This window comes from Pseudomonas sp. BN102 (genome assembly GCF_029871245.1).
Lineage (GTDB): Bacteria > Pseudomonadota > Gammaproteobacteria > Pseudomonadales > Pseudomonadaceae > Metapseudomonas.
This window is the reverse complement of record NZ_SSON01000077.1, coordinates 411,219-432,027: the sequence shown is the minus strand read 5'-3', so window position 1 is coordinate 432,027 and position 20,809 is coordinate 411,219. Positions and strand designations below refer to the sequence as shown.

General features: G+C 66.1%; 26 protein-coding genes. 11 read left to right on the top strand and 15 right to left on the bottom strand.

Annotation, left to right across the window (positions count from 1 at the left end; translation table 11 throughout):
* The first annotated feature begins 4 nt into the window (after nt 1-4).
* Genes hutH through hutG form a run of 3 tightly spaced genes read left to right on the top strand, consistent with a single transcriptional unit; the run spans nt 5 to nt 3,538 of the window.
* Nucleotides 5-1,537, top strand: coding sequence for a histidine ammonia-lyase (gene hutH / locus E8F12_RS25950; protein WP_280328083.1), 1,533 nt, complete (start codon nt 5-7; stop codon nt 1,535-1,537).
* Nucleotides 1,534-2,742, top strand: coding sequence for an imidazolonepropionase (gene hutI / locus E8F12_RS25945; protein WP_280328082.1), 1,209 nt, complete (start codon nt 1,534-1,536; stop codon nt 2,740-2,742). The genes hutH and hutI overlap by 4 nt, the downstream gene beginning before the upstream one ends.
* Nucleotides 2,735-3,538, top strand: a complete 804-nt coding sequence (gene hutG / locus E8F12_RS25940; protein WP_280328081.1) for an N-formylglutamate deformylase — start codon at nt 2,735-2,737, stop codon at nt 3,536-3,538. The genes hutI and hutG overlap by 8 nt, the downstream gene beginning before the upstream one ends.
* A 57-nt stretch (nt 3,539-3,595) precedes the next feature.
* Here the strand turns inward: hutG and E8F12_RS25935 are convergent, their stop codons facing one another.
* Complete coding sequence (locus tag E8F12_RS25935) at nt 3,596-4,069, bottom strand: NUDIX domain-containing protein (RefSeq protein ID WP_280328079.1); 474 nt, start codon at nt 4,067-4,069, stop codon at nt 3,596-3,598.
* Nucleotides 4,066-4,497 carry a hypothetical protein gene (locus E8F12_RS25930; RefSeq protein ID WP_280328078.1) on the bottom strand — a complete coding sequence of 144 codons (432 nt, stop codon included), beginning with the start codon at nt 4,495-4,497 and terminating at the stop codon, nt 4,066-4,068. Before E8F12_RS25930 ends, E8F12_RS25935 begins: the two co-directional genes overlap by 4 nt.
* 94 nt (nt 4,498-4,591) lie before the next feature.
* Here E8F12_RS25930 and pip point away from each other — a divergent pair, with 94 nt between their 5' ends.
* From pip to E8F12_RS25905, 5 genes are all read left to right on the top strand, one after another.
* Nucleotides 4,592-5,566: a prolyl aminopeptidase gene (gene pip, locus E8F12_RS25925; protein ID WP_280328077.1), complete on the top strand. Its 975-nt coding sequence runs from the start codon at nt 4,592-4,594 to the stop codon at nt 5,564-5,566.
* Nucleotides 5,566-6,003 carry a D-aminoacyl-tRNA deacylase gene (gene dtd, locus E8F12_RS25920; protein WP_280328076.1) on the top strand — a complete coding sequence of 146 codons (438 nt, stop codon included), beginning with the start codon at nt 5,566-5,568 and terminating at the stop codon, nt 6,001-6,003. Before pip ends, dtd begins: the two co-directional genes overlap by 1 nt.
* Before the next feature lie 123 nt (nt 6,004-6,126).
* Nucleotides 6,127-6,918 carry a transporter substrate-binding domain-containing protein gene (locus E8F12_RS25915; RefSeq protein WP_280328075.1) on the top strand — a complete coding sequence of 264 codons (792 nt, stop codon included), beginning with the start codon at nt 6,127-6,129 and terminating at the stop codon, nt 6,916-6,918.
* A 97-nt stretch (nt 6,919-7,015) separates the two neighbouring features.
* The gene (locus E8F12_RS25910; protein WP_280328074.1) at nt 7,016-7,978 is read left to right on the top strand and encodes an amino acid ABC transporter permease; all 963 of its coding nucleotides are present in this window, start codon (nt 7,016-7,018) and stop codon (nt 7,976-7,978) included.
* Nucleotides 7,971-8,705: an amino acid ABC transporter ATP-binding protein gene (locus tag E8F12_RS25905; protein WP_280328072.1), complete on the top strand. Its 735-nt coding sequence runs from the start codon at nt 7,971-7,973 to the stop codon at nt 8,703-8,705. The genes E8F12_RS25910 and E8F12_RS25905 overlap by 8 nt, the downstream gene beginning before the upstream one ends.
* Nucleotides 8,706-8,970: 265 nt before the next feature.
* Here E8F12_RS25905 and E8F12_RS25900 read toward each other — a convergent pair whose 3' ends face one another.
* The 10 genes from E8F12_RS25900 to ubiE all read right to left on the bottom strand — a co-directional run bounded on the left by E8F12_RS25900 (nt 8,971) and on the right by ubiE (nt 15,433).
* Complete coding sequence (locus tag E8F12_RS25900; RefSeq protein ID WP_280328071.1) at nt 8,971-9,393, bottom strand: UPF0158 family protein; 423 nt, start codon at nt 9,391-9,393, stop codon at nt 8,971-8,973.
* Between the two features lie 52 nt (nt 9,394-9,445).
* Nucleotides 9,446-10,153 (bottom strand): 16S rRNA (uracil(1498)-N(3))-methyltransferase, encoded by a 708-nt coding sequence (locus E8F12_RS25895; protein ID WP_280328069.1) that lies wholly within the window; start codon nt 10,151-10,153, stop codon nt 9,446-9,448.
* Entirely contained in the window at nt 10,150-10,944 is a 795-nt protein-coding gene (tatC, locus tag E8F12_RS25890; RefSeq protein ID WP_280328068.1) for a twin-arginine translocase subunit TatC, read from the bottom strand. Before tatC ends, E8F12_RS25895 begins: the two co-directional genes overlap by 4 nt.
* Entirely contained in the window at nt 10,941-11,357 is a 417-nt protein-coding gene (tatB, locus tag E8F12_RS25885) for a Sec-independent protein translocase protein TatB (RefSeq protein ID WP_280328067.1), read from the bottom strand. The genes tatC and tatB overlap by 4 nt, the downstream gene beginning before the upstream one ends.
* 6 nt (nt 11,358-11,363) lie before the next feature.
* On the bottom strand, nt 11,364-11,624 hold the full coding sequence (locus tag E8F12_RS25880) for a twin-arginine translocase TatA/TatE family subunit (protein WP_280328066.1): 261 nt from the start codon (nt 11,622-11,624) through the stop codon (nt 11,364-11,366).
* Between the two features lie 25 nt (nt 11,625-11,649).
* Nucleotides 11,650-11,985 carry a phosphoribosyl-ATP diphosphatase gene (locus E8F12_RS25875; protein ID WP_280328065.1) on the bottom strand — a complete coding sequence of 112 codons (336 nt, stop codon included), beginning with the start codon at nt 11,983-11,985 and terminating at the stop codon, nt 11,650-11,652.
* Nucleotides 11,978-12,379: a phosphoribosyl-AMP cyclohydrolase gene (gene hisI, locus E8F12_RS25870; RefSeq protein WP_280328064.1), complete on the bottom strand. Its 402-nt coding sequence runs from the start codon at nt 12,377-12,379 to the stop codon at nt 11,978-11,980. Before hisI ends, E8F12_RS25875 begins: the two co-directional genes overlap by 8 nt.
* Nucleotides 12,380-12,456: 77 nt before the next feature.
* On the bottom strand, nt 12,457-14,049 hold the full coding sequence (ubiB, locus tag E8F12_RS25865; RefSeq protein ID WP_280328063.1) for a ubiquinone biosynthesis regulatory protein kinase UbiB: 1,593 nt from the start codon (nt 14,047-14,049) through the stop codon (nt 12,457-12,459).
* Complete coding sequence (locus E8F12_RS25860; protein WP_280328062.1) at nt 14,046-14,663, bottom strand: SCP2 sterol-binding domain-containing protein; 618 nt, start codon at nt 14,661-14,663, stop codon at nt 14,046-14,048. Before E8F12_RS25860 ends, ubiB begins: the two co-directional genes overlap by 4 nt.
* The gene (gene ubiE / locus E8F12_RS25855; RefSeq protein WP_280328061.1) at nt 14,663-15,433 is read right to left on the bottom strand and encodes a bifunctional demethylmenaquinone methyltransferase/2-methoxy-6-polyprenyl-1,4-benzoquinol methylase UbiE; all 771 of its coding nucleotides are present in this window, start codon (nt 15,431-15,433) and stop codon (nt 14,663-14,665) included. The genes E8F12_RS25860 and ubiE overlap by 1 nt, the downstream gene beginning before the upstream one ends.
* 140 nt (nt 15,434-15,573) lie before the next feature.
* Between ubiE and E8F12_RS25850 the strand changes: the two genes are divergently transcribed.
* The 3 genes from E8F12_RS25850 (at nt 15,574) to E8F12_RS25840 (ending at nt 17,314) form a co-directional block, all read left to right on the top strand.
* On the top strand, nt 15,574-15,849 hold the full coding sequence (locus E8F12_RS25850) for a polyhydroxyalkanoic acid system family protein (protein ID WP_280328060.1): 276 nt from the start codon (nt 15,574-15,576) through the stop codon (nt 15,847-15,849).
* Nucleotides 15,850-16,023: 174 nt separating this feature from the next.
* Nucleotides 16,024-16,455, top strand: a complete 432-nt coding sequence (locus E8F12_RS25845) for a phasin family protein (RefSeq protein WP_280287407.1) — start codon at nt 16,024-16,026, stop codon at nt 16,453-16,455.
* A gap of 10 nt (nt 16,456-16,465) precedes the next feature.
* Entirely contained in the window at nt 16,466-17,314 is an 849-nt protein-coding gene (locus E8F12_RS25840) for a phasin family protein (protein ID WP_280328059.1), read from the top strand.
* A gap of 49 nt (nt 17,315-17,363) precedes the next feature.
* Here the strand turns inward: E8F12_RS25840 and E8F12_RS25835 are convergent, their stop codons facing one another.
* The 3 genes from E8F12_RS25835 to phaZ form a co-directional block, all read right to left on the bottom strand.
* Entirely contained in the window at nt 17,364-17,978 is a 615-nt protein-coding gene (locus tag E8F12_RS25835; RefSeq protein WP_280288197.1) for a TetR/AcrR family transcriptional regulator, read from the bottom strand.
* A gap of 75 nt (nt 17,979-18,053) precedes the next feature.
* Complete coding sequence (gene phaC, locus E8F12_RS25830; RefSeq protein ID WP_280328058.1) at nt 18,054-19,736, bottom strand: class II poly(R)-hydroxyalkanoic acid synthase; 1,683 nt, start codon at nt 19,734-19,736, stop codon at nt 18,054-18,056.
* A gap of 172 nt (nt 19,737-19,908) precedes the next feature.
* Nucleotides 19,909-20,766 carry a poly(3-hydroxyalkanoate) depolymerase gene (phaZ, locus tag E8F12_RS25825; protein WP_280328057.1) on the bottom strand — a complete coding sequence of 286 codons (858 nt, stop codon included), beginning with the start codon at nt 20,764-20,766 and terminating at the stop codon, nt 19,909-19,911.
* Between the last annotated feature and the right edge of the window lie 43 nt (nt 20,767-20,809).

Sequence of the window (20,809 nt, the reverse complement as noted above, 5' to 3'; positions counted from 1 at the left end):
CTGAATGTCGTTACCCGAGAAAGTCCTGCTGGGCGATTCGCCGCTGAACTGGCGCCAGGTGGTGGCGGTGGCCCGCCACGGCGCGCGCCTGGAACTGACTCAGGCCGCCTGGGCGCGCATCGACAATGCCCGCGGCATCGTCGAGCGCATTGTCGACCGTGGCGAGCGCGCCTATGGCATCAGCACCGGTCTTGGCGCCCTGAGCGATGTGCTGCTGAACGCCGAACAGTTCGCCGCGCTCTCGCGCAACACCCTGCTCAGCCATGCCTGCGGCGTCGGCCCGGTGCTGGCCGATGAACAGACCCGCGCCATCATCTGCTGCGCTATCGCCAACTACAGCCACGGCCGTTCGGGCTTGCAGCGGCAGGTGGTGGAGGCGCTGCTGGCGCTGCTGAACCAGGGCATCACTCCGCAGGTGCCCTCCCAGGGCTCGGTGGGCTACCTGACCCATATGGCCCATGTCGGCATCGCCCTGCTCGGCGTCGGCGAGGTCAGTTATCGCGGTCAAGTGGTGCCCGCCGCTGAGGCCCTGGCCGCCGAAGGGCTGGAGCCGGTACGCCTGGGTGCGAAGGACGGGCTCTGCCTGGTCAACGGCCTGCCCTGCATGACCGGCCTGACCTGCCTGGCCCTGGCGGACGCCGAGCGTCTGATGCGCTGGGCCGACGTAATCGGCGCCATGAGTTTCGAGGCCCTGGGCGGGCAGATCGCCGCCTTCGACCCGGACATCATCGCCCTCAAGCCGCACCCCGGCATGCAGACGGTGGGCGCCAATCTGCTGGCCTTGCTCGCCGGCAGCGAGGTGGTGGCCGCCAGCCGAGGCATCCGCACCCAGGACGCCCTGAGCATCCGCTCCATTCCGCAGGTCCACGGCGCCTGCCGCGATCAGCTGGCCCATGCCGCGCGCCAGGTGGACACCGAGCTGGCCTCGGCCAACGATAATCCGCTGCTGCTGGGCACGCCCGACAATTACAAGGTGGTGTCCCAGGCCAATCCCCATGGCGAGTCGGTGGCCATGGCGGCGGACTTGCTGGCCATTGCCGTGGCTGAGCTGGGCGGCATCGCCGAGCGGCGCCTGGATCGCCTGGTCAACCCGCTGGTCAGCCGCCTGCCGGCCTTCCTGGTCAGCCAGCCCGGGGTCAACTCGGGAATGATGATCGCCCAGTACGTCGCCGCCGCCCTGGCCGGCGAGAACCGCCAGCTGGCGCAACCGGCAGTGGTGGACAACTTCGTCACCTCCGGCCTGCAGGAAGACCACCTGAGCCTCGGCACCAGTGCCGCGCTCAAGCTGGGCAAGGCGCTGGAGAACTGCGGCCGCATACTGGCCATCGAATACCTGCTGGCCGCCCAGGCCTTCGAGTTCCACAAGCCCAGGGGATTCGGTGCCGGCACCGCGGCCGCCTGGGAAACCCTGCGCGAGCGGGTGCCGGCCTATGACCAGGATCGCTGGCTGGCGCCGGACATCGCCCGTGCCGCCGATCTGCTGCGCGATGCTGCAGCCCTGGAGGGGATAGCCGCGCGCACTGGAGGACTGCAATGAAACACCTCTGGCACAACTGCCATGCCGCCACCATGAAAGGTGGCAAGTACTCCATCATCGAAGACGCGGTGCTGGTCACCTACGCCGGACGCATCGAATGGATAGGTCCGCGCGAGGAACTGCCGTCCATCCCCTATGACGTGGAGGTCGACCTCGAAGGCGCATGGCTCACCCCGGGGCTGGTCGACTGCCACACCCACCTGGTGTTCGGCGGCGACCGCAGCCGCGAGTTCGAGCAGCGCCTGGAGGGCGTCAGCTACGCCGAGATCGCCGCCCAGGGCGGCGGCATTGCCAGTACCGTGCGTGCCACCCGCGAGGCCAGCGAGGACGAGTTGCTGGAGAGCGCCACCCGGCGTGCCCGCCAGCTGCTGCGCGACGGCGTCACCACTCTGGAAGTGAAGTCCGGCTACGGCCTGGACCTGGCCAGCGAGCGCAAGATGCTGCGGGTCGCCCGGCGCCTGGGCGAGACCCTGCCTATCACGGTGCGCGCCACCTGCCTGGCCGCCCACGCCCTGCCGCCGGAGTACACCGGCCGCGCCGACGACTACATCACGCACATCTGCGACGAGATGCTACCGGCCCTGGCCGACGAGGGGCTGGTGGATGCGGTGGACGCCTTCTGCGAACACCTGGCCTTTTCCCCCGAGCAGGTGGAGCGGGTGTTCAAGGTGGCCAAGGGGCTGGGCCTGCCGGTGAAGCTGCACGCCGAGCAACTGTCCTCCCTGCACGGCTCCAGCCTGGCGGCGCGCTACCAGGCGCTGTCGGCGGACCACCTGGAATACATGACCGAGGACGACGCCATCGCCATGGCCGCCGCCGGCACGGTCGCCGTGCTGCTGCCCGGCGCCTTCTACCTGCTGCGCGAGACTCAGCTGCCGCCCATCGAGGCGTTGCGCAAGCACGGCGTCGCCATGGCGGTATCAACCGACCTGAACCCCGGCACCTCGCCGGCGCTGTCGCTGCGCATGATGCTGAACATGGCCTGCACCTCCTTCCGCCTCACTCCGGAGGAGGCGCTGGCCGGCGCGACCCTGCATGCCGCCAGGGCGCTGGGCCTGGTCGAGAGCCACGGCAGCCTGGAGGTGGGCAAGGTGGCCGACTTCATCGCCTGGGATATCCAGCGCCCGGCGGAGCTGGCCTACTGGCTGGGCGGCGATCTGCCCAAGCGGGTGATTCGACACGGACAGGAGATCGACTGTGGATAACGTTATCAGCTTCAGCCGCGGCCGCGCGCCGCTTCTGATCAGCATGCCGCACCCCGGCACGCACCTGACCCCGGCGGTGGAAGCCGGCATGGTGGCGGCCGGCTGGGACCTCACCGACACGGACTGGCACATCCCGCGCCTCTACGATTTTGCCGCCGAGCTGGGGGCGAGCACCCTGGCGGCGCAGTATTCGCGCTACGTCATCGACCTCAATCGCCCGGCCGACGACAAGCCGCTCTACGCCACCGCCACCACCGGCCTCTATCCGGCCACCCTGTTCGATGGCGAGCCGCTCTACCGCGAAGGCGAGGAGCCGTCGGCGGCGGAGCGCGCACGCTACCTGGCGGAAATCTGGACCCCCTACCACCAGACCATCAGCGAAGAACTGGCGCGGATGAAGGCCGAGTTCGGCTATGCGCTGCTGTTCGATGCGCACTCGATCCGCTCCTTCGTCCCGCGCCTGTTCGACGGCCGGCTGCCGGACTTCAACCTCGGCACCAATGCCGGCGCCAGCTGCGACCCGGCCCTGGCCGAGGCCCTGGTGGCGGTCTGTGCCAAAGCCAAGGACTACAGCCATGTGCTCAATGGCCGTTTCAAGGGCGGCCATATCACCCGCCACTACGGCCAACCCGGCGAGCACATCCACGCCGTGCAGCTGGAACTGGCCCAGTGCACCTACATGGACGAGCAAGTGCCCTTCGACTACCGCGAAGACCTGGCCGTGCCAACCCAGGTGGTGCTGCGCCAGCTGCTGCAGGCGATGCTGGAGTGGGGCAGGGGGACTTACGGGCGTTGAGCCCGGGGGCGTCTTTTGTAGGGGCGAATTCATTCGCCCCTACAGGTAAAGCGATTCCTACCGCTGCAACCCCAGATGGCGGATCACCACCACCTCGGCCGCTACCCGCTCCCACACGTCATCCAGCAATTCGGCCGGATAGAAGGGCAGGGTGGCCAGCTCCTCGCGGCTGACCCAGCCCAGCTCGCGAATCTCGAACTCGTCGCCGCCCAGGCCGTCGAGGTTGGCCAGGCTGAGTTCGCCGCGCCAGGCATCGATCCGGTAGAACAGTTCCATGTGGAAGCGGCCCAGGGCCGGCTCGGCGAACTCGCGGACGTAGACCAGCGGACCCACCTCCACTTCCAGCCCGGTTTCCTCCATGAACTCGCGGCGCACCGTGTCGCGGGTCGATTCGTCGGTCTGGGACTCGAAGCCGCCGCCTGGCGGTATCCAGTAGGTGTCCTCGCCGACCACGTGCTTGACCAGCAGGATGCGCCCGTCCTGTACCAGCAGGCCGGCGGCGCGGATGCGGTGCGTGAGCGGCGCGCTCATTGCCAGTCCAGCCGGGCGAGCTTCCACTCGCCGTCGTCCAGCCACCACTCCAGCTTGACCCCGTAGTGGCGCGCGCTGTCGGGGATCGGCCCCTCGGCACCGGCCAAGGCCACCTGGGCCTCGGTGTAGCCCTTCTCGCGGTAGGTGGGGTCCAGCCGGCTGGCCTTGCTCAGGGCCAGGACGCTGACGTTCTTGTGGCGCAGGAAAAGCAACGCCATGGTGCGTTTCGCCCAGTCGCGGTCGTGCTCCTGCTGCGCATTGAACTGTGGGTGCAATTGCTCGAGCACTGCGCTGGTCTTCTTCGCTTCGAGGTTGTCCTGTAGCTGTTGCACCGCCGCATCCAGCTCGGCGGCCGGGTCGTTCCGGCCACAACCGGCTAGGATTGCCAGAACGCAGAGCGTCGGCAGAGCGAACTTCCCGAGTAGCATGCTGAACTCCTTTTTCCTCGTTATGATTCCCGGCAGGTTAGAAGGCCGGACTCGCCCAAGGGTCGACCTTTCGCACAGTTTTGGGGAGCCCAGAATGCAGACTTTGTACCCGGAGATTAAACCCCACGCCAGGCACGAGCTGGCAGTGGATGCGCCTCACGTGCTCTATGTGGATGAAAGCGGCACGCCGGAAGGCCTGCCCGTGGTATTCATCCACGGCGGCCCGGGGGCTGGCTGCGACGCCTTGAGCCGGCGCTTCTTCGATCCGAATCTGTACCGCATCGTCACCTTCGACCAGCGCGGCTGCGGCCGCTCCACGCCCCATGCGAGCCTGGAGAAGAACACCACCTGGGAACTGGTCGCCGACCTCGAACGCATCCGCCAGCACCTGAACATCGACAAATGGGTGCTGTTCGGCGGCTCCTGGGGCTCCACCCTGTCCCTGGCCTATGCCCAGGCCCATCCGGAGCGCGTGCTCGGCCTGGTCCTGCGCGGCATTTTCCTGTGCCGCCCGGAGGACTTCCACTGGTTCTACCAGGAAGGCTGCAGCCGGATGTTCCCGGACTACTGGGAGGATTACCTGGCACCCATTCCGGCCGAAGAGCACGGCAATCTGATGCAGGCCTACCACAAGCGCCTGACCGGCCCGGACCAGATCGCCCAGATGCATACCGCCAAGGCCTGGTCGATCTGGGAAGGCCGTACCGCCACCCTGCGTCCCAGCGCGCCGGTGGTGGAGCGCTTCAGCGAGCCGATGCGCGCCCTGTCGATTGCCCGCATCGAGTGCCACTACTTCGTCAACAACGCTTTCCTCGAACCCAACCAACTGCTCCGCGACATGCCGCGCATTGCCCACTTGCCGGGCGTCATCGTGCATGGCCGTTATGACGCCATCTGCCCCCTGGACAACGCCTGGGCGCTGCACAAGGCCTGGCCCAACAGCGAGCTGCAGATCGTCCGCGACGCCGGCCACGCCGCCTCCGAAGCCGGCATCACCGACGCTCTGGTGCGGGCGACCTACCAGATGGCCCGCCGCCTGCTGAACATGCCGCCGGAAGAGGACGCCTGATGAAGGGGCTGCTGCAACGGGTCAGCGCCGCCCGCGTCGAGGTGGACGGCGAGGTGGTCGGCTCCATCGACCAGGGCCTGCTGGTGCTGGTGGGCGTCGAGCCCCAGGACACCGAGGCCAGCGCCGACAAGCTGCTGCACAAACTGGTCAACTACCGGGTCTTCGCCGATGCCGAGGGCAAGATGAACCTGTCTCTCGGCGCTGTCGGCGGCGGCCTGCTGCTGGTGTCCCAGTTCACCCTGGCGGCCGACACCAACAGCGGCCTGCGCCCGAGCTTCTCCACGGCGGCGCCGCCGGCCCGCGGTGAGGAACTGTTCGACTACCTGGTGCGCCAGGCCCGCCTCAAGCATCCGCAGGTCGCAACCGGGCGCTTCGGCGCCAGCATGCAGGTGCACCTGGTCAACGACGGTCCGGTGACCTTCCTGCTGCAAAGCTGACCTGGCCCGATAACTGCTTCTTTGCGACTCGCCATCCACTTCGATGGGCGTTAGCATGCGCGCCATGCCCCGTATTCCGTGGGCTTGCATAAAAACAACGATCTGCCCCCATTAGGAGAAAGAATGAAAAAGTTTCTCGCGTCACTGCTGTTTTCCGCCTGCGCCCTGACCGGCCTGGCCCACGCCGGAATGGTCGATGACGCAGTCAAGCGCGGCACCCTGCGTGTCGGCATGGACCCGACCTACATGCCCTTCGAGATGACCAACAAGCGTGGTGAGATCATCGGCTTCGAGGTGGACGTGCTGAAGGCCATGGCCAAGTCCATGGGCGTCAAGCTGGAGCTGGTGTCCACCAGCTACGACGGCATCATCCCGGCCCTCTTGACCGACAAGTTCGACATGATCGGTTCCGGCATGACGCTGACCCAGGAGCGCAACCTGCGCATCAACTTCTCGGAGCCCTTCATCGTGGTCGGCCAGACCCTGCTGATCCGCAAGGAACTGCAGGACAAGGTCAAGTCCTACAAGGACCTGAACGACGCCCAGTACCGCATCACCTCGAAGATCGGCACCACCGGCGAGATGGTCGCCAAGAAGCTGATCGCCAAGGCCCAGTACCACGGCTTCGACAACGAGCAGGAAGCGGTGATGGACGTGGTCAACGGCAAGGCCGACGCCTTCATCTACGACGCCCCCTACAACGTCGTCGCGGTGAACAAGGCCGGCGCCGGCAAGCTGGTGTTCCTGGAGGAGCCCTTCACCTATGAGCCCCTGGCCTTCGGCCTGAAGAAGGGCGACTTCGACAGCCTCAACTGGATCAACAACTACCTGCACCAGATCAAGCAGGATGGCACCTACGATCGCATCCATGCCAAGTGGTTCAAGAAGACCGACTGGCTGAAAGAGATGGAATAAGGGCGGCGCCAAGCGTCGAGCTGCAAGCGGCAGGTCCCGGCTCACAAGGCCGGACCTGCCTTTTGTCTTTCATGCATCGCCATGAGCGAGATTTACCGTGACAAGAAAACATCGCCGTAACTGGCCCTGGCATGTTCTGACCGGCGTGATCCTGGTCGTCATTGCCTATGGCCTCTGGTACTCCACTTCGCTGATTTCCTACGAATGGCGCTGGAATCGGGTGCCCCAGTACTTCGCCTACCAGGCCGAGGAAGGCCAGCGTGCCGCCGATTACGGCACGGTCAGCGCCATCAATGATGCCGGCGGCATGGCCCGCGTGACCCTGACCGCCGAGGGCGGCGAGGAGCAGGTGCTGGAGGTGGCCCGCGACAGCCTGCAGGTGAGCCAGGGCGACGACGTTTCCGAGGGCGACCTGGTCGGCGTCACCCGCCACTGGGCGGCTGGCCCGCTGCTCTGGGGACTCTGGACCACCCTGTGGATATCCTTCGTGTCTGGCGCCTTCGGCCTGTTGATCGGCCTCTTCACCGGCCTCTGCCGGCTGTCGAACAACCCCACACTGCGCGACCTGTCCACCGTCTACGTCGAGCTGGTGCGCGGTACGCCGCTGCTGGTGCAGATCTTTATCTTCTACTTCTTCATCGGCACCGTGCTGAACCTCTCCCGCGAATTCGCCGGGGTGGCGGCACTGGCGCTGTTCACCGGCGCCTATGTCGGCGAGATCGTCCGCGCCGGGGTGCAGTCCATCGCCCGCGGCCAGAACGAGGCGGCGCGGTCTCTCGGCCTGACCGGCGGCCAGTCCATGCGCCACGTGATCCTGCCGCAGGCGTTCAAGCGTGTGCTGCCACCGCTGGCCGGCCAGTTCATCAGCCTGGTCAAGGACACCTCGCTGGTCTCGGTGATCGCCATCACCGAACTGACCAAGAGCGGGCGCGAAGCGATTACCACCTCCTTCTCCACCTTCGAGATCTGGTTCTGCGTCGCTGCGCTCTACCTCGTCATCAACCTGCCGCTGTCGCAAATCGCCAGCCGTCTGGAGCGGAGGCTCGGGAAAAGTGATTGAAGTCCGCAACCTGGTGAAAGTCTTCGATGCCCGCGGCCATGAAGTGCGGGCTGTGGATAACGTCAGTACGCAAGTGAAGCGTGGTGAAGTGGTGGTGGTGATCGGGCCTTCGGGCTCCGGAAAGTCCACGTTCCTGCGCTGCCTGAACGGCCTGGAAGAACTGGATTCCGGCTCGGTGAGCATCGACGGCGTCGACCTCGCCAACCCCAAGACCGATGTGAACGCCTACCGTCGCGAGGTGGGCATGGTGTTCCAGCACTTCAACCTGTTCCCGCACATGACCGTGCTGGAGAACCTCTGCCTGGCGCAGAAGGTCGTGCGCAAGCGCGGCAAGGCCGAACGCGAGGCCAAGGCCCAGGCGCTGCTGGCCAAGGTCGGCATTGCGCAGAAGGCCAACGAGTACCCCTCGCGCCTCTCCGGCGGCCAGCAGCAGCGCGTGGCCATCGCCCGCGCCTTGTGCATGGACCCCAAGGTGATGCTGTTCGACGAGCCCACCTCGGCGCTGGACCCGGAAATGGTCGGCGAGGTGCTGGACGTGATGAAGGCCCTGGCCGTGGAAGGCATGACCATGGTCTGCGTCACCCACGAAATGGGCTTCGCCCGCGAGGTGGCCGACCGGGTGCTGTTCTTCGACCACGGCAAACTGCTGGAGGATGCGCCCCCCGCGCAGTTCTTCGCCCAGCCCCAGGACCCGCGCGCGCAGAGCTTCCTGCGGCAGGTGCTCTGAAGAGCGGGCAGGTGCGGCTCCCTTGTGGGGGCGAATTCATTCGCTTAGGGCAGCGCAGCTGCCTCTCAGGGCGCCACGGCAGACCTGCGGTCTGCTCAGCGATTGAAATCGCCCCCACCGAAGAGCGTTGATACCGGGAACCTCAATGCAGGGCTGTAGGTTGGGCTGAGCTACGCGAAGCCCAACGAACCTGGCAGATGGGTAGCGCAACACTCGGAGGAGCGCCGCCCGACCCCATCCTGCGACAAGCGCTGACACTGGGCGGTCAATGCAACGGTTTCGCCGGTTGCAGCTCGTTCTCTTCCAGCCAGTCCTGGGCCAGTTCGCGCAGGCGGGCGGCCTCGTAGGCGTGCCAGGCTTCCAGCAGCACGGGATATTCCATCAGCACGTGCCGGAAGGTGCGCACCGGCTTGCGCCCTGCCAGGGCCTGTTCCAGGGCGGCGTAGGCATGGGGATGGACCACTTCGTGGAGGAACTCCTCCATCAGCGCCAGTTCGTCGCCCTGGCTCAGGGGTTCCACCAGCAGGAAGCGCTCCGGCTCGGTGCGCAGCAGCGCTTCCAGTTCGGGGTCGGCGTCTTCTTCGGGGATCAGCAGCACCTTGCCGCTGAGGAGGTCGAGGTAGTGGTCGAGGCCTTCGGTGTTGAGGGCGAAGGCCAACTGGTCGAGGTCGATGGTCAGCGGGCGCATGGCAATCTCGATGTCGGCACAGGATGCTGCCAGCCTACGCCAGCAACGCGCCTCAGAACAGCCGGGCGAGCAGGGCCGTGACGGCCGTCTCGACGCGCAGGATGCGTTCGCCGAGTTGCACGGGGGTAAGGCCAGCCTCGTGGAGCTTCTCCACCTCGTAGGGAATCCAGCCGCCTTCCGGGCCTATCGCCAGGGTGATGGGCCGCTCCACCGCACGCGGGCAGGGTGGATGGTCGCCGGGGTGACCGACCAGGCCCAGGGTGTTGGCGGCGAGCTGCGGCAGGCGGTCTTCGACGAAGGGCTTGAAGCGCTTCTCGATGATCACTTCGGGCAGGACGGTATCACGCGCCTGTTCCAGGCCCAGGATCAGCTGCTCGCGGATGGCCGCGGGCTCGAGGAAAGGGGTCTGCCAGAAGCTCTTTTCCACCCGGTAGCTGCTCAGCAGCACCAGGCGCGGCACGCCCATGGCGGCCACCGTCTGCAACACGCGGCGGAGCATCTTGGGACGCGGCAGGGCCAGCAGCAGGGTAATGGGCAGCTTGGTCGGCGGCGGCTGGTCGAAGCTGACTTCCAGTTCCGCGCAGTCCGCCGCCAGGTGCAGCAGACGCCCCTGGCCCATCAGGCCGCCGAGGTGGCCGACCCGCAGGCTGTCGCCTGCTTCGGCGCGGTGCACTTCATGCAGGTGCTTCAGGCGCCGCCCTTCCAGCCGCGCCCGGTCCGCCGCGACGAAATCGGCGTCTTCGAGGAGAAGCAGGTTCACGGGCGGGTGGCGGGCGGCTGGTTGCCGGGTTCTTCGGCGTCGTCTTCCGGGTGGTCGCCACGCTTGCGGATCAGGCTGCCGCAGAACACGCCAACCTCGTACAGCAGCCACATGGGCACGGCCAGCAGGGTCTGGGAGAAGATGTCCGGCGGAGTCAGGACCATGCCGACGACGAAGCAGCCGATGATCACGTAGGGGCGGATGCGCTTGAGGTATTCGACGTTGACCACGCCGATCCAGATCAGCAGGACCACGGCCACGGGAATCTCGAAGGCGACGCCGAAGGCGAAGAACAGCGTCATCACGAAGTCGAGGTAGCTGCTGATGTCGGTCATCATCGACACGCCTTCCGGGGTCACGCTGGCGAAGAAGTGGAAGATCAGCGGGAACACCAGGAAGTAGGCGAAGGCCATGCCGCCGTAGAACAGCACGATGCTGGAGACCAGCAGCGGCAAGGCGATGCGTTTCTCGTGCTTGTACAGGCCTGGGGCGATGAAGCCCCAGACCTGGTGCAGGATCACCGGCATGGCGAGGAACAGCGCCACCACCATGGTCAGCTTGAACGGCGTGAGGAAGGGCGAGGCCACGTCGGTGGCGATCATGGTCGCGCCTTCCGGCAGGTACTGGCGCAGCGGCGCCGAGACCAGGGTGTAGATCTTCTGGGCGAAATAGAACAGGCCGGCGAAGATGACGAAGATCGCCACCACGCAGCGCAATAGGCGCGTACGCAGTTCAGTGAGGTGCGAGACCAGGGGCATTTCCTGGTCCTGTTCCGGCTTCTGGTCGCTCATGGGATGCGGGACGGCTGCTGCGGTTCGATGGGGGCCTGGGGCGTGGCGGGTGCTGGGTCACCGCTCGCCGCCTGGCTGGGTGCCGGGGCCGCTGGGCTGGCCACTGGCGCCGGCTCGCTGGCGGCTTCAGGTGCCGGCGCGCTTTCCTGGGTAGCGCTGCTGGCAGCGGGAGGCACGATGCTCTCCTTGATCTGCTTCTCCAGCGCCATGATGTGTTCGTTATGCAGCTGGCGGCGGATCTCGTCGGCGCCTATCTCGCGCTCGACCTCGGTCTTGATGGCATTGAAGCTGCGCTTGAGGCGGCCGATCCACAGGCCGGCGGTGCGCGCCGCGCCGGGCAGCCGCTCGGGCCCGAGCACCAGCAGTGCGATCAGGCCGATCAGCAGCAGTTCACCGAAGCTGATACCGAACATGGGTCATCAGTCCTTGCGGGTCACCGGATCCTGCACCTTCTGCGCCTGACCTTCGATGGTCTGGGCCTGGTTCAGGGGGGCTGCGCCGGGTTGCTGGGCACTGCTCTGCTCGGGGCCCTTGTCGCCTTCCTCGGTGTTCATGGCCTTGCGGAAGCCCTTGATGGCGTCGCCGACGTCGGAGCCGAGGGTTTTCAGGCGCTTGGTGCCGAAGACCAGTACGACGACGATGAGAATGACCAGCCAGTGTTTCCAGTCGAAGATGCCCATGGTGTGTTCCTCTTGATTGTCTTTGTCAGGCGGAGGGCTGGCGGGCGGCCTTTTCGGCGTGCCCGGACAGGCCGAAGCGACGGTCCAGTTCATCGAGCACGGCCTGCGGGTGCTGGCCGAGGGCGGCGAGCATGACCAGGCTGTGGAACCAGAGGTCGGCGGTTTCGTAGATCAGGTCGCTGGAATCGCCGCTGGCGGCGGCGTCCTTGGCGGCGAGTATGGTTTCCACCGCTTCTTCACCGACCTTCTCCAGGATCTTGTTCAGGCCCTTGTGGTACAGGCTGGCCACGTAGGAGCTGTCGGGCGCGGTGTTCTTGCGCTCCTCCAGCACTTCGGCCAGGCGGGCGAGGGTGTCACTCATGGCTGTGTCCTGCGGCGTAGATGGCATGCGGATCCTTGAGCACGGGGTCGACGGTCTTCCAGGCGCCGTCTTCGAAGACGCGGTAGAAGCAGCTTTCGCGCCCAGTATGGCAGGCGATGCCGCCCAGTTGCTCGACCAGCAGGATGACGACGTCGGCATCGCAGTCCAGGCGCAGCTCGTGGAGTTGCTGCACATGGCCGGACTCCTCGCCCTTGCGCCACAACTTGCCACGGGAGCGTGACCAGTAGATGGCGCGGTTCTCGGCAACGGTGAGGGCGAGGGCTTCGCGGTTCATCCAGGCCATCATCAGCACGCGGCCCGTCTTGTGGTCCTGGGCGATCGCCGGGACCAGGCCTTCGGCGTTCCAGTGAATCTCTTCCAGCCAGTCTTTCATCATCTCTTCCACAACAGGGCCGCCCCGCGGGGCCGGCGCTCGGATCGAAATAGTGTGCCAGTGCCAGCCAGGGCTGGCTATCGGCGCAGTACCAGATATAGACCGCCGGCCAGCATCAGCCAGCTCGGCCAGGTCTCGGCGGTGGGCGCCAGGCCCTGGGTGGCGGCACCGGCGATCAGCAGGGCGCCGAGCAAGCGCGCCGGCCAGTGCGGGCGAGCTGGGGCCTCGGCTTTTTGCGGGGCGCGGGTGGGCAGCGCCAGGCGCTCCAGGGTTTCGCGCGCCATCTGCGACAGGTGCGGCACCTGTTCGGCCTGCTGCTGCAGATTGCGCAGCAGGTGCAGAGGGCTGATGCGCTCGCGCATCCAGCGTTCGAGGAAGGGCTGGGCGGTGGTCCAGAGGTCCAGGTCGGGGTAGAGCTGGCGGCCGAGGCCTTCGATGTTCAGCAGGGTCTTCTGCAGCAGCACCAGCTGCGGCTGGACTTCCATGTTGAAGCGGCGGGCAGTCTGGAACAGGCGCAGCAGCAGCTGGCCGAAGGAGATGTCCTTCAGCGGTTTCTCGAATATGGGCTCGCAGACGGTGCGGATGGCCGCCTCGAAATCGTTGACCTTGGTTTCCGGCGGTACCCAGCCGGAATCGATGTGCAGCTGGGCCACGCGGCGGTAGTCGCGCTTGAAGAAGGCGATCAGGTTGCGCGCCAGGTAGTCCTGGTCCTCGGGGGTGAGGCTGCCGATGATGCCGCAGTCGATGGCGATGTACTGCGGGTTCCAGGGCTGGCGGGTGGCGACGAAGATGTTCCCCGGGTGCATGTCGGCGTGGAAGAAACTGTCGCGGAACACCTGGGTGAAGAAGATCTCCACGCCGCGCTCGGCCAGCAGCTTCATGTCGGTGCGCTGGTCGGCGAGGGTAGCGAGATCGGTCACCGGGATGCCGTAGATGCGCTCCATCACCAGCACCTTGGGCCGGCACCAGTCCCAGTAGACCTGGGGCACGTAGAGCAATGGCGAGCCGTCGAAGTTGCGCCGCAGCTGGCTAGCGTTGGCCGCCTCGCGGAGCAGGTCGAGCTCGTCGTAGATGGTCTTCTCGTAGTCGTCGACCACTTCCACCGGGCGCAGGCGGCGGGCGTCGCTGGAGATGCGCTCGGCCAGGCGGGCGAGGATGAACAGCCAGGCGAGGTCCTGGCGAATGATCGGCCGCAGGTTGGGGCGGATCACCTTGACCACCACTTCCTCACCGCTTTTCAGCTGGGCGGCGTGGACCTGGGCCACCGAGGCGGAGGCCAGGGGCTCGACGTCGAAGCGGGCGAAGACCTGGCTGACCTTGGCGCCGAGTTGCTCCTCGATGCGCGCGACGGCCGTCGCCGGGGCGAAGGGGGGCACCCGGTCTTGCAGGCGTGCGAGTTCGTCGGCGATGTCCGGCGGCATCAGATCGCGGCGGGTGGAGAGCAACTGGCCGAATTTGATGAAGATCGGTCCCAGGTCCTCCAGGGCCAAGCGCAGGCGCTCGCCGCGGGTCAGCGTCAGCTCCTTGCGCGGCAGCCAGCGCCAGGGCAGGGCATAGCTCAGCGTACGCAGCCACCAGGGCAGCGGCAGTTCGAGCAGCAGGTCGTCGAGGCGGTAGCGGATGACGACCTGCTGGATGCGCAACAGGCGGCGGGCGGCGAGCAGCTTCATGCGTTGGGCTTGGTTCTCTGGTTCAGACGCTCGACGCGGGCATCGAGGCGGTCGAGGGCGAGCTTGAGGCGGTCCAGCTCGGCGAAGCGGGCGTCGGCTTCACGCCGGCCGACCAGGGTGCGGGACTCTTCGGCCAGGTAGTCGGCGAGGTTCTGCCGCAGGCTGTCCAGGCCCTGTCCGGCCCAGCTGGCGCGGCTGCGCAGGTGGCCGGCGAGCAGTTGCGTGCCCACCGGGCCGAGCCAGCGCGACAGTTCGTATTCCCAGTCCAGCTCGAGGTCCTGGAGGATGGCCGCGAGCTCCAGCAGCACGCCGCTGTCGCCTTCCAGGGTCACTTCCGGGCTGTGCAGGATGCTGGTCTTGTCCTTGCTGCCGGCCAGCCGCAGCAAGCTGCCAGCCGGCGCGCGCAGGCGGCAGTCAGCGGGCGCGGACCAGTGGGCGGAGAGCTTCAGGCCGTCGCCGCCGGGGAGCAGGAAGAGGGTCAGCGCCGGGTTCTGGCAGTCGACTTCGATGACGCTGCCTTCCAGGGCGGCCATGCGCGGCAACGCGGTGCTGTCCAGGGTCAGCACCCGGTTGAGGCCGAGCTCGATGCCGGCCAGCAGCGCCTGGGTCAGCATCAGGGCTTGATGCCGCGGTGCAGGGCGACGATGCCGCCGGTCATGTTGTGGTACGTGACCCGCTCGAATCCGGCCCCGGCCATCATCGCCTTGAGGGTTTCCTGGTCCGGGTGCATGCGGATCGACTCGGCCAGGTAGCGGTAGCTTTCGGCGTCGTTGGTGATCAGTTTGCCCATCAGCGGCAGCAGGCTGAAGGAGTAGGCGTCGTAGGCCTTGGACAGCAGGCCGCTGGTGGGCTTGGAGAACTCCAGTACCAGCAGGCGGCCACCCGGCTTGAGCACCCGCAGCATGGAGCGCAGGGCGTCTTCCTTGTGGGTGACGTTGCGCAGGCCGAAGGCGATGGTGACCACGTCGAAGTGGTTGTCGGGGAAGGGCAGCTTCTCGGCGTCGGCCTGAACGAAGCTGACGTTGCCGGCCACGCCGCTGTCCATCAGCTTGTCGCGGCCGACCTTGAGCATGGAGGCGTTGATGTCCGCCAGCACCACCTCTCCGGTCATGCCCACCAGACGCGAGAACTGGCGGGTGAGGTCGCCGGTGCCGCCGGCGATGTCCAGCACCCGGTTGCCCGGACGCACGCCGGACAGCTCGATGGTGAAGCGCTTCCACAGGCGGTGGACGCCACCGGACATCAGGTCGTTCATCAGGTCGTACTTGGCCGCAACCGAGTGGAACACCTCGGCAACCTTGTCAGCCTTCTGGCTTTCCGGAACCTGCTGGTAACCAAAGTGGGTCGTGGGTTCGGCATCGTTGCCTTTGCGCGGATCGTTCATGTCGCTGCCACCGGAATTGAATGGCGGCCATTCTAATGCCGGCGCCCGGCTTTGTCTTGGCGGTGGATGGCGGGGGTTGCGGCCAGGGCCCGCGGGGGCTGGTATATTCGCGCGACCAAAGGTCGCAGCAGGAGCAGTCCATGTCCCGTATCCATGTCGAACGTTCGCACACCCTGAGCCACGAGGCCGTGCGTGAGAAGGCCGAGAAGCTGGCCGAACGCCTGGCGCGCGAGTACGACGTGCGTTACCAGTGGCGCGGCGACACCCTGGAATTCAGGCGCAGTGGTGCGGATGGCCAGATCGAGGTGGGCGCCGACAAGGTGCGTGTTGAGGTCAAGCTGGGCCTGTTGCTGTCGGCCATGGGCGGCATGATCAAACGCGAGATTGAGAAGGCGTTGGACGAATACCTGGTCTGAGCCGGGACATTCATGGGGGCCGCTGCGCGGCCCTTCGCGAATGAATTCGCTCCACACAGATGCCGCGCCCCGTACCAATTCTGCGGCTAGTATGCGGTTTCTAATTTTCCTCGCTACCTTGCGCTCAAGCCCTGAAAAAGGGCGAGTCATCTACCATTCCGCGTGAGGTGCATCATGGCCAAAGTAGCCGTCAAGAAGAAAGTCGAGAAAGTAGAAAGCAAGCCCACCGTCCTCGCTGACGTCAAGCTCTACGCCCGCAAGATCTGGTTGGCTGGCCTGGGTGCCTACGCCAAGGCCGGCGCCGAGGGCGTCGACTATTTCAAGGAGCTGGTGAAGACCGGCGAAGGCGTCGAGAAGCAGGGCAAGAAGCTGGTCGACGAGCAGGTCGAAGCCGCCAACAGCCAGTTCGACAGCGTGAAGAACAGCGTCACCGGCGTGAAGGAAAAGGTCGAGGTTCAACTCGACAAGATCGAGAAGGCTTTCGACAACCGAGTAGCCAGCGCTCTCAACCGCATTGGTATTCCCTCCCGGCAGGACGTTGAGGCACTCTCTGCTAAGCTTGATGAGCTGAGCGCGTTGCTCGAGCACGTCGCGCGAACCAAATAAGGAGAGCAGGATGGCTGGCAAGAAAAAAACCGATAAAGACACCAACTCCTGGATCGGCGAGATCGAGAATTACTCGCGCCAGATCTGGTTGGCTGGCTTGGGGGCTTACTCGAAGATCAGCAACGACGGCTCCAAGCTGTTCGATACGCTGGTCAAGGATGGCGAGAAGGCCGAGAAGCAGGCCAAGACCGAGGTGGACAAGCAAGTAGACGCGGTCAAGTCGAAGGTCGGCTCCCGCGTGGGCTCGGCCAAGTCCAAGGTCGAGGAAGTCAGGGGCAAGGCGATCGGCAAATGGAGCGAGCTGGAGGAGGCTTTTGACAAGCGTCTGAACAGCGCGATTTCTCGCCTGGGCGTGCCCAGCCGCACTGAGGTGAAGGACCTGCAAGGCAAGGTGGATTCCTTGACCAAGCAGCTCGAGAAACTCACCGGCGTGTCGGCCAAGTCGGTCAAGCCTGCTGCCAAGGTCGCCGCCAAACCGGCCGCCAAGGCTGCGGCGAAACCCGCTGCCAAACCCGCTTCGGCGAAAGCTGCTGCGAAGCCGGCGGCCAAACCTGCGGCGAAAGCGGCGGCCGCTGCCAAACCGGCAACCAAAACCGCTGCCAAGCCTGCCGCAGCCGCCAAGCCTGCCGCAGCGAAACCCGCTGCCAAGCCGGCCGCCGCGGCCAAGCCTGCAGCGGCGAAGAAACCGGCGGCGAAGAAGCCCGCAGCGCCCAAGGCCGCCAAGCCTGCAGCGCCGGCTCCGAACCCGGCCCCGGCTGCCGCTCCGGCCGCCACCGCCACTCCGGCTCCGAGCGCCGCTCCGGCTGCACCGGCATCGGCACCTGCTACTCCGGCAGTGCCGCCAGTCAGCCAGTCCTGAGCTGCATCGGTATGACGCAAGCGCCCGGCCTAGGCCGGGCGTTTGCGTTTCAGGCGTCCAGGTAGCGCCTGGCCAGGCTCTCGGCAGCGTGGCGGGAGCCGGGACGCAAGTGCGGGGCGACCAGCATCATCACCTGGTAGACCACCAGGCGGATCTCGCCGCCACTGCCGATCACCCGCTGGTAGTCGAGGGAGAACAGCAGGGTCAAGGTGATCTGCTCCACCAGTTGTCCAAGGGCCTCGGTATCGCTGACCAGCTGGTGTTCGGCCTTGAGGCGGGCGAGCAGGGCGGCCAGGGTGCGTTTGAGGTGGTTCAGCCAGTTGCGCATGCCGCGACCGAGTTTCGGCAGGCGCCCGGCGAGGTTGGACAGGTCCTGGAAAAGGAAGCGGTACTGCGCCAGGCGCTCGACAATCAGGTGCAGGAACAGCCAGTAATCCTCCTCGTCCAGCTGCGCCTCGGCCGGCGGGTCGAGCAGGGGGGCCAGCTCCTCCTGGAAGCGCTCGAACAGCGCCATCACCAGCGGCTCCTTGCCGTGGAAGTGGTAGTAGAGGTTGCCGGGGCTGATGCCCAGTTCGGTGGCGATCTCCAGGGTGGTGACATTGGGCTCGCCATTGCGGTTGAACAGGTCGAGGGCGCATTCGAGGATGCGGTCGCGGGTCTTCATCCAGTCTTCTTTGCCAGGCTTTTCTGATCGGGGTAAAGGCTGGCCGGGGGGTTGCCCGGTCAGCCCGTGAAGTAGTCAGCGAACGTGCACATAGGTGCCGGGCGCGGCTTCCATCGGCGGATGGTCCTGGTTGCCCAGGGCCATGATGGTTTCCCGCTGCTCGCCGGAGCGCTCCTGGATCCAGCCCAGCCACTTCGCCCACCAGCTGCCTTGCACGTGCTTGGCGTCGTAGTACCAGGCGCGCGGGTCGGAACTGAGCTTGGCGTTCTCGTAGTAGTTCGCCTTGGGGTTGCCCGGTGGGTTGAGGATGCTCTGGATGTGCCCACTGTTGGACAGCACGAAGTGGCTGTCGCCGCCCAGCAGCATGGCCGAGCGGTAGACGGCATCCCAGGGGGTGATGTGGTCGTTGATGCCGGCGACGCTGAAGCTGTCCACAGTGACCTTCTGCAGGTCGATCGGCGTGCCGCAGATCTCCAGGCCGCCGCTGCGGGTCAGCGGGTTGTGCTTGAAGAAGTCCAGCAAGTCGCCATGCAGCGCGGCGGGCAGGCGGGTGTTGTCGTTGTTCCAGTAGAGGATGTCGAACGCGGGCGGCTGGCGTCCCATCAAGTAGTTGTTGACGAAGTAGTTCCACACCAGGTCGTTGGGGCGCATCCAGGCGAAGACCTTGGCCATGTCCTTGCCCTCGAGCACGCCGGCCTGGTAGGAGCGGCGCTTGGCGGCTTCCAGGGTCTGCTCGTCGGCGAAGAGTGCGGCGGGGCTGTCCACCTGGCTGTCCAGCAGGCTGACCAGGTAGGTGGCGCTACTGACTTTGCGCAGTTGTCGGCGCGCCTGCAGGTGGCCTTGCAGGGCGGCTATGGTCAGCCCGCCGGCGCAGGCGCCCATCAGGTTGACTTCCTTGCTGCCGGTGATGGCGCGGCAGGTATCCAGGGCTTCTTCGACTGCCTGCACGTAAGTGGAGAGGCCCCATTCGCGATGGCGCGCATCGGGATTGCGCCAGCTCACCACGAACACCTGCAGCCCGTTCTTCAGGGCGTACTGGACGAAGCTCTTTTCCGGCGCGAGATCGAAGATGTAGTACTTGTTGATCTGCGGCGGCACCACCAGCAGCGGCCGCAGGTACTGCTTCTCGCTCATGGGCTTGTACTGGATCAGCTCCAGGAACTCGTTGCGGAAGACCACGGCACCGGAGGTGTTGGCGAGGGTGCGGCCGATCTCGAAGGCGTGCTTGCTGACCTGGCTGGGCATGCCGTCGTTGTGCAGCAGGTCGTCCAGCAGGTGGCCGAGGCCCTTGACCAGGCTGAGCCCGCCGGTGTTGAACAGCTCCTTCACCGCCAGCGGGTTGAGCAGGCTGTTGGTGGGTGCCAGTGCGTCGCTCAGTTGGGCCAGGACGAAACGGGCGCGGGCACGGTCGTCGTCGCTGAGGTCGCTTTCCTCGATCCAGGCGCCGAGTTGCCGCTGCCAGGCGAGGTAGACCTGCAGGCCGCGGCGGTAGAAGGGGTTGTGCTGCCAGGAGGGGTCGGCGAAGCGGCTGTCCTGCGGGTTGGGCTGGTGCAGGGTGTCGCCGAGCAGCACTCGGCCGACCTGGCCGCCGAAGGCGAGCACATGTCGTGCACTGTGCACCGGGTGCCGCAGTCCGTGCAGCGCCAGGTTGCGTACGGTGGAGAACAGATCCTTGCCGCGCAGTCCGACGATGGCGTTCTGTGCGTTCATGAAATTGGCAGGTGCCGGCAAGGTGCCCGGGATTTGTTTTTCTCGCATGGGGGCAACGCTCCGTATTCGGTCCGTGGTTCAGGAGGTCTACAGCAAGGCTTGTACCATCAGGAGCCCGAAGTGCATTCCAGACTATCGTGGGCAGAATTCAAGTTGATGACAGTGCGCACCGGTCTGGGTCGGGCGCACGGCCCCCGCCCCACAAGGGAGCGGTGGCTGTTCAGTTGCTTCGCAGCGGCAACGCCTGGGGGTGGATAATCGCGCGTTGGCGCTCCTCGGCGAGAAACTTCATGATGATCGGCGCCACCGTTTCGGCGCGGGTCACGAGAAACAGGTGACCATCGTCGATCACATGAAGTTCCGCATTGGGGATGCGCCAGGCCAGCAGGCGCATGTTCACCAGCGGGATGATCGGGTCATCGTCGCCGGCCAGCACCAGGGTCGGCTGGTGGATGCGGTGCAGCCAGTGGATGCTGGTCCAGCCGAGGCCGGCGAACAGTTGCCAGTAGTAGCCCATCTTGCCGGAGGAGCGCACCTTGCTGGCGTGGGCCATCGCCAGGCTCGGGTCGCGGCGGAAGGCGCCACCGTAGATGTCCGGGGCGATGTGCACGCCGTAGGACGGCTGGATGTAGCGCCGCGGACTCGCCATGCGCCAGAGCACCTTGGGCTTGCCCGGGACCATGACGGCGCCGGCCGACGTGGCGGCGAGGATCAGCTTCTTGCAGCGCTCCGGGTAGTCGTGGGCGAATTGCTGGGCCAGGGCGCCACCCCAGGACACGCCGATGGCGCTGACCTGGCCGTAGTCCAGGTAGTCCAGCATGCGTGCGGCCAGCTTGGCCAGGCCGCAGAAGCGGTAGGGCATGCTCGGGGTCGAAGAACCGCCGACACCGGGCACGTCGAAGGCGATCACCTCCAGGTCAGGGTCCAGCGCCTGGACGAAGGGGAATACCAGCTCGAGGTTGGCGCCGATTCCATTGAAGATCAGCAACGGTGTCATGTGCGACTGGCCGGGGCGGACGGCGGTGCGGATGGTCTGGCCGTCGAGATCGATGGTTCGGAATACGAAAGGTAGCGGCATGCGCAGGGCCCTATTGATTAAAAGGCCGGAAGAGGCCTTCGCC